Source organism: Bradyrhizobium hipponense, from assembly GCF_008123965.1.
GTDB classification, from domain to species: Bacteria; Pseudomonadota; Alphaproteobacteria; order Rhizobiales; family Xanthobacteraceae; genus Bradyrhizobium; species Bradyrhizobium hipponense.
In genome coordinates, this window is sequence record NZ_VSTH01000168.1 from 23,751 (window position 1) to 36,605 (window position 12,855).

The 12,855-nt window shown below is 62.4% G+C and carries 10 protein-coding genes; 6 read left to right on the forward strand and 4 right to left on the reverse strand.

Features of this window, described 5'->3' with window-relative positions; genetic code table 11:
• Positions 1 to 11: 11 nt before the first annotated feature.
• Positions 12 to 620, reverse strand: coding sequence for a TMEM175 family protein (locus FXV83_RS37145; protein WP_148744656.1), 609 nt, complete (start codon positions 618 to 620; stop codon positions 12 to 14).
• A gap of 14 nt (positions 621 to 634) precedes the next feature.
• A complete protein-coding gene (locus FXV83_RS37150) occupies positions 635 to 1,486 on the reverse strand; it encodes an alpha/beta fold hydrolase (RefSeq protein WP_148744658.1) in 852 nt (283 codons plus the stop codon).
• 131 nt (positions 1,487 to 1,617) lie between these two features.
• On the opposite strand from FXV83_RS37150, the gene FXV83_RS37155 reads away from it, so the two are divergent.
• Together FXV83_RS37155 and FXV83_RS37160 are read left to right on the forward strand one after the other, a co-directional pair.
• Complete coding sequence (locus tag FXV83_RS37155; RefSeq protein ID WP_148744660.1) at positions 1,618 to 2,238, forward strand: CGNR zinc finger domain-containing protein; 621 nt, start codon at positions 1,618 to 1,620, stop codon at positions 2,236 to 2,238.
• A 152-nt stretch (positions 2,239 to 2,390) separates the two neighbouring features.
• Complete coding sequence (locus FXV83_RS37160) at positions 2,391 to 3,314, forward strand: LysM peptidoglycan-binding domain-containing protein (RefSeq protein WP_187436427.1); 924 nt, start codon at positions 2,391 to 2,393, stop codon at positions 3,312 to 3,314.
• A gap of 111 nt (positions 3,315 to 3,425) precedes the next feature.
• Here FXV83_RS37160 and FXV83_RS37165 read toward each other — a convergent pair whose 3' ends face one another.
• On the reverse strand, positions 3,426 to 7,427 hold the full coding sequence (locus tag FXV83_RS37165; RefSeq protein WP_148744677.1) for a VCBS domain-containing protein: 4,002 nt from the start codon (positions 7,425 to 7,427) through the stop codon (positions 3,426 to 3,428).
• A gap of 536 nt (positions 7,428 to 7,963) precedes the next feature.
• On the opposite strand from FXV83_RS37165, the gene FXV83_RS37170 reads away from it, so the two are divergent.
• Entirely contained in the window at positions 7,964 to 8,602 is a 639-nt protein-coding gene (locus FXV83_RS37170) for a FecR family protein (protein ID WP_235940526.1), read from the forward strand.
• A gap of 97 nt (positions 8,603 to 8,699) precedes the next feature.
• Positions 8,700 to 9,554, forward strand: coding sequence for a tetratricopeptide repeat protein (locus FXV83_RS37175; protein WP_148744666.1), 855 nt, complete (start codon positions 8,700 to 8,702; stop codon positions 9,552 to 9,554).
• Positions 9,555 to 9,717: 163 nt separating this feature from the next.
• Here the strand turns inward: FXV83_RS37175 and FXV83_RS37180 are convergent, their stop codons facing one another.
• Positions 9,718 to 10,791: a tartrate dehydrogenase gene (locus FXV83_RS37180; protein WP_148744668.1), complete on the reverse strand. Its 1,074-nt coding sequence runs from the start codon at positions 10,789 to 10,791 to the stop codon at positions 9,718 to 9,720.
• A 232-nt stretch (positions 10,792 to 11,023) separates the two neighbouring features.
• Between FXV83_RS37180 and FXV83_RS37185 the strand changes: the two genes are divergently transcribed.
• A complete protein-coding gene (locus FXV83_RS37185; RefSeq protein ID WP_148744669.1) occupies positions 11,024 to 11,941 on the forward strand; it encodes a LysR family transcriptional regulator in 918 nt (305 codons plus the stop codon).
• A 38-nt stretch (positions 11,942 to 11,979) separates the two neighbouring features.
• Positions 11,980 to 12,801 (forward strand): aspartate dehydrogenase, encoded by an 822-nt coding sequence (locus tag FXV83_RS37190; RefSeq protein ID WP_148744671.1) that lies wholly within the window; start codon positions 11,980 to 11,982, stop codon positions 12,799 to 12,801.
• Positions 12,802 to 12,855 lie beyond the last annotated feature (54 nt).

Genomic DNA, 12,855 nt, shown 5'->3' on the forward strand with positions numbered 1-12,855 from the left:
CGCGGTGTGCCCTATTCTCCGCCGTCGACGGGTGTGCCGTCCTTGGCACCTGATGGCTCCGGCTTCAAATAAACGATCAGGCAGCCGCAACACATTGCTAGCCCGAGGATCGGGAATTTCAATGCCACGCCGGCGGCGGCGGCGAAAATACCGAGCGTGACGACCGACCGGATCCGCATGATGCTGCGGTCTCTCGGCGAGACCTCGCTCGGAGGTGCCCGCCCGACAAGATCCCAGATCAGGGCGACGTAACTCGCGTTCACCAGGAAGAACACTGCGGCGTAGAATGCGACCGGCTGTGGCGCGAGTTCGCTCACCGCCATCCAGGCAGTGGAGAGCGGCAGCAGCGACACGGAGAACAGATGCGCGAAGTTGAACCACATCAGCCGCGGCGTCGCTTCGCTCGCGTAACGCATCAGATGGTGATGGTTGGCCCACACGATCGCGATGAAGACGTAGCTCACGGCATAGCTGAGCCAGGTCGGCCACAGCGCCAGCAAGGCCGTGAAGGTCGGGATCTCGGGCGGGCGAAGCTCCAGTACCAGCACTGTGATCAGGACGGCGAACACACCATCGGAAAATGCGCTCAACCGTTCCGGAGTCCGTCTCGCATGGACCATGGCCATCGCTCCTGCTAAGTCAAGAACGCGCGGATGCTGTCTGCGATCTCTCTTGCATGCGTCTCCAGCGCAAAATGGCCGGTATCGAAGAATTGAACGACGGCGTTGGGATTGTCACGCTTGAACGCCTCGGCGCCTGGCGGGATGAAGAACGGATCGTTCTTGCCCCACACCGCGAGGAGCGGCGGCTTGTGCGTGCGGAAATAGTCCTGGAATGACGGATAGAGCGCGACATTGCTCTTGTAGTCGCCGAACAGGTCGAGCTGCACGTCATCGGAGCCGGGGCGCGCAAGGTAGAAATTGTCGAGGTTCTGGCCGTCCGGCGACACGGTCGTCGTATCGGGAACGCCATGGGTATATTGCCAGCGCGTCGCCTCCGGCGTGAGGAGAGCGCGTAGCGCGTCGCGGTTGGCCGGCGAGGGATCCTGCCAATAGGTCTTGATCGGAGTCCAGCCGTCGCTGAGGCCATCCTCATAGGCGTTGCCGTTCTGCGAGATGATTGCCGTGATGCGCTCGGGGTGGCGCAGCGCGAGCCGGAAGCCGGTCGGCGCGCCGTAGTCGAAGACATAGACGGCAAAGCGGTCGAAGCCGATCACTTCGGTGAAGCGCTCGATCACCCGCGCGACATTGTCGAAGGTGTAGCGGAAGGTTTCGCGCGGAGGCATGTCGGACTGGCCGAAGCCAGGAAGGTCCGGTGCCACGATTTGAAACTTGTCGGCGAGAAGCGGGATCAGGTCGCGGAACATGTGGCCGGCGCTCGGGAAGCCGTGCAGCAGCAGGAGCTTCGGCGCGCCTTTGGTGCCGGCCTCGCGATAGAACACCTTGAATCCATCGACGTCTGCGGTGCGGTACGTCGTCGGGGTCATGACCGTCTCCATTGTGATTCGTAACCTGTTAATTGTCGATCGTGAGGTTACATGCCCTCTTAGTAACTTGTCAATTGGCATTTAATAGGTTACTTGGGCGGTGTCTCTCTCAGATCGGCCAAGGATTTCTCATGGTCAGACCGCCCGCCATGTTCATTGCTGACTCCCTCGGCCTCGATTTCCTCAATTCGGTCGCGACGCCGCTCGATACACCCGTCGACTGGATTGAGGATGGCGATGGCCTGATCGACTGGCTGGCGCAGGCGAAGCTGGTGCCGGCGGACGAGTTGGACGCGATGAAGGCGCGGGCGAGGCCGGGCGAGCTCGATAAGATTGCCGATCAGGCCCGCGCCTTGCGCGAGTGGTTTCGTGGCTTCGTTCTGGAGCATGCGGGCCGGCCGCTTACCGCGAAGGCGCTGCGCGAGCTTGGCCCGTTGAACGGCCTTTTGGAGCGCGATGAGACGTTCCGGCAAATCGTGCCGCGTCATGGTGAGGAGGGGGATGGTCTTGCGCTGCAAAGGATGCGGCGCTGGCGATCACCGGAATCGCTGCTGCTGCCGGTCGGCGAAGCCTTGGCGAAATTCGTCTGCGAGGAACAGTTTTCCAACGTGAAGGCGTGCGAGGGCCATAACTGCACGATGCTCTTCGCCGACCACACTCGCAGGCGCGCGCGGAGATGGTGCACGATGGCGATCTGCGGCAATCGCGCCAAGCAGGCCGCGCATCGCAGCCGGCTCAAGAGTGGGCGGTGACGGGCCGGGAGCTTGCTCGTTCAGCGGACCAGGGAGCTTGATACACGCGGCGGTATAGCGCCGCCGGTTCCGTGCCCCAAATTCCACCCAATCGGTGGTCACTAAGCCATTGGGGGACGGCCTTTGCCTTCCGCGGTGGGACTGCTGGACTGATGATGGACCCAAGGCGAATTGTGGTGCTGGCAGCGGTTGCGCTGCTCGCCTTCAGCACCGGCATGGCTGCGGCGTCACCTGCCAAGCCGAAGCCCGCGGTCGCGCCCGCCGCCCCGCCGCCTCCACCACCCGAGCCACTGCCGCCGCCGAAAATCTACCTGTTCCGCGGCGCCATGGGACCGATCTTCTCGACCGGCATGGACCGGCTCAGCGAAAAACTGACGCAGGCCGGTTTTTCGGCCGACGTCTACGAATTCACCATCTGCCGATGGATCGGCGACCGCGCCATCTCCAGCTACAAGGAGGAGCCGGCGCCGATCGTGCTGATCGGGCATTCGATGGGCGGGCTGTGTTCGGTGGTCATCTCCGAGATGGCGGCCAAGGAGAACATTCCGATCAGCCTCGTCATCACCATCGACCCCGCGCATGCCACCGGCGACGTGCCGCTCAATGTCGAGCGCTTCATCAACATCTTCCTTTCCGACAGCGTGCTCGGCGGCGGCGACGTCGTGACCAAGCCCGGCTATCGCGGCCATTATGCGAGCTACGACCTGAAGGAGAATGCGCGGGTCTCACACATCAACATCGAGAAGTCGGACGACATCCACCGCCAGATCCTCGACATGGTCACGCAGTTGTCGCGTATCCCGGCGCAGACTCAAGCCGATGCCGTGCCGCTGCGCTATCTCGTGCCCGCCGGCACGCTGGTCGAATTGTGGGACAGCGGCGTGCGGCTGCCGGTGCGTCGCGGTGACACCATGGCGAGCATCGCCGCGGCCAATCGCGTGCCGCTGTGGTCGCTCGCGCAGAGCAACTCGCTGCCGGAGAGCGCACCGCTCACCCCCGGCCAGTCCATCATCGTCCCGCGCCACCTGACGCCGCCCGAGCCGGCGGCTGCGATGGCGACTCCGAACCGGCGGTAATCCGAGATCGGTCTGAGTGGAAGCCGAGAAGGTATGTTCCCTCTCCGCTTGGGCGAGCGTTAGGTGAATATTCCGCGATGCGTCCCTTGGCATGTGCATCTTCAGCAGAGGTCACACCAGAAGATCGTGCAGCACATGATGTTCGGCTAAATGGCCCACAGCGTGAGTGCTATGATCCAGCTGCGAATTCTCGCCGGCTGTCGCTGCTTCACCATGTCCGTCGGGTTGTGTCGTGCCTTCGTGATGATTGGACGGCGACGGGACATCGTTCACAAACGCGATGCTCGGTGTTTCAGTCGCCGGATTCGCGAAATTGAAGGAATCGGGCCCCTGCGGATTTGCCTGCGAGTTTCCGTGTGAGCCGGGCGCGCCATCTGCCGCGGTGTGCAGTTGAGAATTCGGCTCGTCGTACCCCTTAGTCGGAGCATGACCGTGTTCGCTGGCTTGAAGGGGATTCGAATGAGCGCCGCCGCCGTTCCCGGCAACTTTCTCCGGAGCGGCATCAAGCGCAATCCCAGTATCGGCAGTGCCACGGCCATGAGCCTCCGCGGCATTGCCGCCACCGAGATGATGGTCGGTTGCAAGGAGTGCATCCGGCATGATCAAAGAGACATCCAGCATGGCATGACTCTCCTTCGCCATGCCGCCCGCACCAATACCGTTCGGATGGATGCTGTCGTTGATCACGCTCTGTTCGAAGGCAAATCTGAATACATCCATCGATCGCGAAACGACCGCCGGTTCGGAGAGGATGGATTGGGTTGCAGTCTCGCCCGAGGTGGAAGGGGTGAGCTCGTTGCTCCACCCGCTGTAATCCCGATCGAAATCGAAGGAATAGTTTACATCGATTGCGGTTGAGCTTGCCTCGAACGAAAGAGCACCGCTACTGTTCGTCGCGTCAGTGGAGGTGTCGGAAGTGCTGAGCGCAATGACGATCGTGTCGCTTTGCGTGACTGCGGTCGGATCGATGGTGTCGTTCACCGCCAAGGCAGGTGCCGCGGTTTGGTCCACGATGAAGTCCGACGAATCGATGGTCGCGATACCCTGGAGATGAACTTCCACCAGGCTGGAATCGCCGATCTGGAGGGTTTGGTCCGTCGGATTGACATACACGATGGTTTCATTGGCTGAGCTGTCGTAAATCCACGCGATGGTGTGGGGCGGCACGGACGCGCTTGTCGAGGTCAATGCCAGGATCACGAACCCGAGCGCGCCGATAGCCGTCAAATCGATCCTGTCGGTTCCTGATCTGAAATCGGTGATCGTATCGAACCGGCCAGCACGGGAATCTGCCGCCGATAGATAAACGAAGACATCATTGCCATTGCCGCCCGTGAGCTGGTCCGGACCGAACCCGCCGATGATGGTGTCGTTCTCGTTGCTGCCGTCGATATCGTCTCGCCCCGAACCACCGTAGATGACGTCGTCCCCGTTATTGCCCTTGATCGTATCGTTGCCAGATCCGCCAAAGATGGTGTCGTTCACGCCGGTGCCGTTAAGGGTGTCGTCACCGGCGCCCCCATAGACGATTTGGGGGATGCTGCCGCCACCGGCGATGCTGTCGTGTCCGGGAGTGCCGTAGATAAACGGGGGATCGGATAAGACGGTGGTTCCTGTTGCCAGATTGTCGAAGTCATTGGGGTCCGCGTCGCTGGCACCATGGATGGCGATCGTCACCTCTTGCGTGGTGCCGTCGATGGTCGTCACCGTGAAATGATCGGTGAGCGTATCGCCGACATCCAGTGCGTCCACCAGGCCGTTGTTGTTGTCGAGCGTATAAGTCCATATTCCGGACGCGGTCATCGTGAAAGCGCCGTAGCCGCCGTCGCTTGCAGTTGGCGAGGTCACCGCTGTAAAGGTGTTGGCCGGATTGTCGATGTCGGCATCAGTGAGCGTGCCAGTTGCGACTGGCGTGCCGGAGGAGATGCCGCCGGCTTCGAGAACCGAGCTCGTCGTGGTTCCGGAAATGACGGCAGCGTCATTCGTGCCGTTGATCGTGATTGTCACCAGCTGCGGCGTACCGTCGACAGTGGTTACGGTGAACTGATCGATCAGAGTATCGCCGACGTTGAGCGCCTGCACTGTGCCATTACTGTTGTCGAGTGTGTAGGTCCACGTGCCCAGCGCCGTCATCGTGAAGATGCCGAAGCCGCCCGCGCTCGTCTTTGGCGTGCTTACCGGGGTGAAGGTGTTGGACGTGTTGTCAGGATCGACATCGGTCAACGTGCCGGTCGCAGTCGGCATGCCAGGCGTACCATTGGCTACACCTCCGGCCTCGATCACCGAGCCGGACGCCGTGCCGGAGATGAGCGCTCCATCGTTGCTGCCGTTGATCGTGATCGTCACTGTCTGTGCCGTGCCGTCGACCGTGGTCACCGTGAAGCTGTCGGTCAGCGTGTCGCCATTGTTGAGCGCCTGCACCGCGGTACTGGTATTGTCGAGCGCGTAAGTCCACACGCCGGCCGCAGTGATCGTGAAGCTGCCATAGCCATGCGCGCTGGGCGTCGGCGGGCCGACCGGCACGAACATGTTGGCCGGATTGTCGACATCCGCGGCGGCAAGTGTGCCCGCCGCGATCGGCGTGCCGGGCGAAGCGCCGCTTGCCTCGACGACTGAACCGGTCGTGGTGCCGGAGATGACGGCGGCGTCGTTGCTGCCGTGGATCGTGATCGTCACGACCTGGGGGGTGCCGTCGACGCTGGTCACCGTCAGCGTGTCGGTCAGGGTGTCGCCGACCTTCAGGGCCTGTACTGTGCTGTTGCCATTGTCGAGCGTGTAGGTCCACACGCCGCCAGCTGTCATCGTGAAATAGCCGTAGCCGCCCGCGCTCCTGGTCGGCGAACTGACCGCCGTGAAGGTGTTGGGCGGATTGTCGACATCCGTGTCCGTAAGCGTGCCGGTTGCGCTGGGTGTGCCCGGCGCCGCATTGGCGACGCCGCCCGCTTCCACCACTATGCCAGCGGCGTTGCCTGAGATAGTGGCCGTGTCGTTGACGCCGTTGATGCTGACGATGAAGGTTTGACTCGTCGAGAGCTCGCCGTCCGAGACCGTGACGACGAAACTCGTGGTCGTCGGCGACGACAGGGCATTGATCGCATCATTGTTCGGAACAAAAGTGTAGGCGCCGGATACGCTGTTGAGATAGAGGGTGCCATACGGACCGGTCTGCGAAAGATCGTATGTCACTCCATTCAGGACCGTGGTGCCGACCGTACCTCCGCTGAGACCGTAGGTGAGGGCGCCATTGAGCGGGCTGCTGGCGGTAAAGGTACCGCTTGTCGCAGTGAACTCGTCGAACGTGATCGTGTCGATTTCGATTGGCCCGGTCGGCAGGTTCAGTGTCGGCGGCGGCAGCACGATCAAGGGGATGTCGAACGGCTGCAGTGGTGGAGCCAGATTTGGCGGCGCAGTCGTGCTATCCGATGTGAAGTTGATGTGCTGCAGCGCGAGCGAACTGCCGAAAGGTGGTGTGCCGGATCCTGTCGGACCTCGCGTGAAATTGGCAAGCACGTCCTGTTGGGCCGCCTGCAGCTCCTCCATGCGGGCAGCACTGTTCGCAACCTGGTTCACGCTGATCGAGGAGCCAATCCTTTTCAGGACGATGGTCTCGCCCGGATCTTCGACGATGATGTGTCGCGGCACCGGCTCCTTGGTGATGAGCTCGAATGCGCCGTGCTGCAGGTCCTTGTAAGCGATCGTATCGTCATCCAAAAACGTGGCGTCCGGGTCTGCGGCTTGTGCGTCTTGCATCATCGAGAAAGTCAACGCCGCAATCGTCAGGATGCCGAACCCCGTCGCATAGGAGCGGCAGCGAACGCTGCCGAGGGAGGTATCGATGGTCAGAGCACCGCTGTTTGCCAGCCGGCCGGCAGCGAACGCAAAGCTTCCACTGGTGACCGCAACCACGGTCGAACGCGACGTGCCGTCGGAATCGGAGGCGAACTCGCGCAGCTGGATGCAAGCCCGGCTGGAGGCGTTGAAGATAGTGTCGTCGAGAAGCCGAATCCCGATCTGCGCATCCGCAGCCGTTTCGATTACGTCATGTCGACAGACAAGGTCGCCGATGCTGACCTGAGTTGCGGCGCCCCCGCGCGTAAGGGTGACGTAGCCCAACGCACTCTGAACGATGCCGATGATCTGGAGAGGTAAAGCCGTAACAACCCCATCCCGGGGTCCAACGCCTGAAGCAACTAACATGGCTCTGGCCTCGCGTGCCGATTAAATCGGGGTTGGCGCGGTGCCGCGGTCTTCTTATCGGTTTTGCTACGCCAAGGGGGTCATTTTTGGCGCTAGCAACCCCAGGCCTGCACGCCGAAGACGTTTGATGAAAAAACTGATCTCTATAGGTATAGCCTAGATGGTGGCAGGTTCACGCGAGAGGTGGCCTCTCGACGCGATCGCAATTTGGCTCTCAAGAGGTTGACGACTGAGCCGCGCGAAAATTTAGCTCACTTCCGCTGGTCAGACAAACAGCTTGGGGCTAAGATAAAGAAATATAAGAGTACTTCTTTTGGAGGGCTGGTCCGCAAGGCCCGATCCTCGTTGTAGATACTCACGCACGACTTGCGGGCTTGGCCGCGGACTCAGAGCCCCCATCAAGCCGCACGCGAACAAGATCTTCTCGGAAAGGGCGGGTCATGTGCAGGCATATGATTGCAGCTTTGGTGACTGGTTTCGTTTGGGCGTCCGCGAGCGTTCTTGCTGTGCCGGCGCAGGCTCAGGTCAATCCCGTTAAGGACGGCCTTGAGGTCGTTGCGTCAAAACCAATCGGCAAAGTCGTAGCCGCTACAGGTTCGGTTTCGATCGAGCACGCAGGTGCGGTCGCCGTTCAGGCGACCCTTCCCGATCAGGTGTCTCAAACCAGGACTGGCGACGTCGTCTATCTGCGCGACGTGGTGCGAACCGGGGCGGACAGCCGGGTCAGCATCAATTTCAACGATGGCTCGTCGTTCAATCTGTCGAGCAACGCGCGTATGACTTTGGATGAGTATGTGTACGAGCCGGACGGCAAGTCCAACGCGACGTTTTTCAATCTGGCCAGAGGAACGGCCACATTTGTTGCCGGCCAGGTCGCGAAGACCGGCGACATGAAAGTCGATACGCCGGTTGCGACGATGGGAATTCGAGGCACCACGCCGCACATCGAAATTGCTGATGACGGCGCGGTCAAGTTTTCGACTCTTATCGAAGAGGGCAATAGCAAATTGGTCAAGAAGCGCGTGGCTGCTACGGGGCGGCAGCCCGACCAGGAGAGCGGTCCCAGGCTGAAGATCTGCAGAGGTTGCTGAAGCGAACTTCGAGGCGAGCGTCTTCTCGTCTCCCCGTTGCGGCATGCGAAGCATCCGAGGCGCTGTTCCGCCAATTTCAGCGAGGCCTGACACGGAGATGACTGTGAGGGCTGCCATCGTCGACGGCGCCGCGTCCATTCTCGTCCTGCTGGCGCTCGGTTCGCCGGCAGCGGCGCAGCAGCTGCAGAAGAATAGCCACCTCAAGAGCATTGAGCAGTGCAACGGTACGGACCGCCTCCCGGCCCAAGCCCGGATCGCGGGTTGTACGGCGCTGATCAATTCGGGTGATGCCAAGGCGGATGCACTGGCTGTGGCTTACAACAATCGTGGCAATGCTTATACTGCAGCTGCGGAGTATGACCGTGCGATCAGTGATTTCGATCGCGCGATCGAACTCGCTTCAGGCTACGTCAAGCCGGTGAATAATCGCGGCGTCGCCTATTTGAGAAAGGGAGCTTATGGCGATGCGGTCAAGGCTTTCGACGAGGCAATTAGGCGCAACCCGACTTATGGCAGGGCCTTCGCCAACCGCGCGGAAGCCCACCTGAAACTGCACCAGTATGATCGGGCTGCGCTCGATTTCGACGAGGCCATTCGCCTCGATCCGAATTTGACGCTGGCGAGGAGCGGACGCTGCTGGACCCGGGCGGTCATCGGCGATCTACAGCGCGGGCTCGACGACTGCGACAGGGCGATTCAGTCGGGATCGAAAGATGCCGCGACATACGATTCACGTGCGCTGATCCATCTGAAGACGGGCCGGTTCGCCGCGGCGATTGACGACTACAATTCGGCGTTGCGCCTGGCGCCAAACCTGGCGAGCGCGCTCTATGGCCGCGGATTGGCCAAGCTCAGGCTGGGCGACAAAGCCGGCGGCGATCGCGACGTCTCGGCAGCAAGGCTCATCGAGCTTAAGGTCGGCGACGAGTTCGCGCGCCATGGCGTGCAGTGACGTCAGATTTGGTCCACCGAAATTCGCGTTGATGTCGAATTGGTGGACCAGGAGATCTCTCAGGCATTCGGAGCCTTAGTGGTTTGCGGGCTCGACGCTCCTCACATCAAGCCGCGCCGTCTGGCATCGAATGGTCCTCCGATCGCCGGCTCTCCAACGCCTGCTAGACGTTCGCCCCATGGATCGCGTCGATCACGGCGTCGGTCACCTCTTTCGTCGTCGCGTTTCCGCCGACGTCCGGGGTCAGCACGCCGGCGGCGCAGACGCGCTCGACCGCCGCCATCAGCCGCACCGCCGCATCCTTCTCGCCGAGATGCTCGAGCATCTGCGCGCCGGTCCAGAACGTCGCGACCGGATTGGCGATGCCTTTGCCGGTGATGTCGAAGGCCGAGCCGTGGATCGGCTCGAACATCGAGGGGAAGCGGCGCTGCGGATCGATGTTGCCGGTCGGCGCCACGCCGAGGCTGCCGGCGAGTGCGCCGGCCAGGTCCGAGAGGATGTCGGCGTGGAGGTTGGTCGCAACGATGGTGTCGAGGCTGTTCGGATGCAGCGTCATGCGCACGGTCATGGCGTCGACCAGCATCTTGTCCCAGGTCACGTCGGGGAATTCGGCCGCGACCTCGGCCGCGATCTCGTCCCACATCACCATGCCATGGCGCTGCGCGTTCGACTTGGTCACCACCGTCAAGAACTTGCGTGGACGCGACTGTGCGAGCTTGAACGCGTAGCGCATGATCCGCGTCACGCCGACACGGGTGAACACCGCCACTTCAGTGCCGACCTCCTCGGGGAGGCCCTTATGCGCACGGCCGCCCATGCCGGCATATTCGCCTTCCGAATTCTCGCGCACGATCACCCAATCGAGATCGCCGACGCCGACATTGCGCAGCGGCGAAGCGACGCCGGGCAATATCTTGGTCGGCCGCACATTGGCGTATTGGTCAAAACCCTGGCAGATCGGCAGGCGCAGGCCCCACAGCGTGATGTGATCGGGCACGTCGGGCGCGCCGACCGCGCCGAAATAGATCGCGTCGAACTTCTTGAGCTCCGCCAGGCCGTCGGCCGGCATCATCACGCCGTGCTTCTTGTAATAGTCAGAGCCCCAGTCGAACGTCTTGATGGTGAAGGCAAGGTCGCCGCTGCGTTTTGCCAGAGCCTCCAGCACGCGAACGCCGGCGGAGATGACCTCGGGGCCGATCCCGTCGGCGGGGATTGCTGCAATCGAATAGGTACGCATGGAGTGCTCCGTTTCAGATATCAATGGGATTGCGGGACGGGTTCGACGGGCGCGGTCTTCGCGCGCGACAATAGCAGGATCAGGACCCCTGAGAGAACGAGCAGGCGGGCCAGCACGACATGCCCGGTTCACGCTGGCAGCGAACCTAGACGAGCGCAGGACGCAAACTCAATTGGCGCTGGTTTATACAAAAAAATGATATAATCCTCCCGGGATAGACGAGAGGCGGAAGATGGAATTACATCAGCTCCGATGCTTCGTGGCGGCGGCCGAGCAGTTGCATTTCGGCCGCGCGGCGCAGCATCTGCAGATGCTACCCTCCGCGCTCGGCCGCCAGATCAGGCTCCTGGAGGAGGATCTGGGGGCGCGGCTGTTCGCACGGACGACGCGCGCGGTCTCTCTTACGGAGGACGGATCGACGCTGTTGCGCGATGCCCGCGCCATCCTAGCCCGCGTCGAGGCGGTCGAGACCAACCTGCGCAACCGCTCGCGCGCAGGGGCCGCACGGCGGCTGCGGATCGGAGCGATCGACAGTGCTGCGGCGGGGCTGTTGCCGCCGCTGCTGCGCGATTTCCGCGCCAAGCATCCAGACGTCGCAGTGCAGCTTCTCGAAGACAAAACCGTTCGACTGCTGCCGAAAATCCTGACCGGTGCGCTCGATCTCGCTTTCGTACGTCCGCCCGACCGGCCGGACAAGCGGCTGGAATTCCGTCATCTGCTGCAGGAGACCGCGATCGCAGCGTTCCCGCAGCGGCACGCGCTGGCGGAGCGTAAATCGATCACGCTGGCCGACATCGCCGATGAGCCGATGCTGGTGCCGGACCGCCGTTCGCGGCCCGACAGCCATGACCTCACGATCAAACTGTTCGAGCAGGCCGGCCTGACGCCGCGCGTCGTGCAGGTCGCCGACGAGAAGCAGACCATCATTCATCTGGTGGCAACGAAGCTTGGGGTCGCGATCGTGCCGCGCTGGACGACGCGGATGGCGGTCACCGGCGTGCGCTTCGTCTCGCTCCGGCCGAAGCAGAGCGGCCCTGTGGGCCGGCTGCCTCTCGCCGCCGCCTGGCTGCGCGGCTCGCGCGACCCGGCTCGCGATGCAATGCTGTCGGTGCTCGATGCGCGCCTGGGCAGCTATGCGCGGGGCGCCTGAGGGGCTATGACACGAGCCTCGACAAAAGGTGTGACGCGATGAGAGCTGCGAAGCCGAACGACTTGCGGGTTGCCATTGCAGGGCTTGGCTCGATCGGAACCAAGATCGCAACCGCGCTCGATCAGGGCATCGAGGGGCTGACGCTGTCTGCCGTGGCCGTTCGCGATCCCGCAAAGCATCAGGCGTTCCTGAACTCGCTGCGAAGTCCGCTGCAGGTCCTGCCGATCGAACAGCTCGGCGAGGCCGCCGACATCGTCGTCGAGTGCGCGCCGAGCCGTCACCTGCGCTCGATCGTGGAGCCCGCAGTGAAGCGCGGCAAGGCCACTGTCGTCGTCAGCGTCGGCGCGCTGCTGGACAATTCCGATCTCATCGATCTGGCGCGGGCCAATGGCGGCCGCATCATCGTGCCGACCGGCGCGCTGATCGGGCTCGACGCGGTCAATGCCGCCGCGATCGGCACCATCCATTCGGTGAAGATGGTTACGCGCAAGCCGATCGACGGCTTGAAGGGTGCGCCGTTCATCGTCGCGAACAATATCGACATCGATAATCTGCGCGAGCCGCTGAAGCTGTTCGAGGGCACGGCGCGCGAAGCCGCAAAGGGCTTTCCGGCCAATCTCAATGTTGCGGTGGCGCTGTCGCTCGCCGGTGTCGGGCCAGACCGTACAATGGTGCAGATCTGGGCCGATCCGACTGTGACGCGCAACGTTCACCGCATCGAGGTCGAGGCGGATTCGGCGCGGTTCTCGATGGGAATCGAGAACATCCCGTCCGAAAATCCAAAGACCGGCCTGATCACTGCCCTGTCCGTGATCGCACTGCTGCGCAAGCAGCGCGCCACGCTGTGTATCGGGACGTGATGGGTTGAGATTTGGTTGGCCCAGACGGCGGTGCGCTCCCTCCCCCGCCTGCGG

What these genes read in the sequence shown, in the direction of transcription:
- FXV83_RS37160 (WP_187436427.1), top strand. Translation starts at nt 2,391, where the DNA reads ATGATGGACCCAAGGCGAATTGTGGTGCTGGCAGCGGTTGCGCTGCTC.
- FXV83_RS37190 (WP_148744671.1), top strand. Translation starts at nt 11,980, where the DNA reads ATGAGAGCTGCGAAGCCGAACGACTTGCGGGTTGCCATTGCAGGGCTT.
- FXV83_RS37170 (WP_235940526.1), top strand. Translation starts at nt 7,964, where the DNA reads ATGATTGCAGCTTTGGTGACTGGTTTCGTTTGGGCGTCCGCGAGCGTT.
- FXV83_RS37145 (WP_148744656.1), bottom strand. Translation starts at nt 620, where the DNA reads ATGGTCCATGCGAGACGGACTCCGGAACGGTTGAGCGCATTTTCCGAT.
- FXV83_RS37175 (WP_148744666.1), top strand. Translation starts at nt 8,700, where the DNA reads ATGACTGTGAGGGCTGCCATCGTCGACGGCGCCGCGTCCATTCTCGTC.
- FXV83_RS37150 (WP_148744658.1), bottom strand. Translation starts at nt 1,486, where the DNA reads ATGACCCCGACGACGTACCGCACCGCAGACGTCGATGGATTCAAGGTG.
- FXV83_RS37185 (WP_148744669.1), top strand. Translation starts at nt 11,024, where the DNA reads ATGGAATTACATCAGCTCCGATGCTTCGTGGCGGCGGCCGAGCAGTTG.
- FXV83_RS37180 (WP_148744668.1), bottom strand. Translation starts at nt 10,791, where the DNA reads ATGCGTACCTATTCGATTGCAGCAATCCCCGCCGACGGGATCGGCCCC.
- FXV83_RS37155 (WP_148744660.1), top strand. Translation starts at nt 1,618, where the DNA reads ATGGTCAGACCGCCCGCCATGTTCATTGCTGACTCCCTCGGCCTCGAT.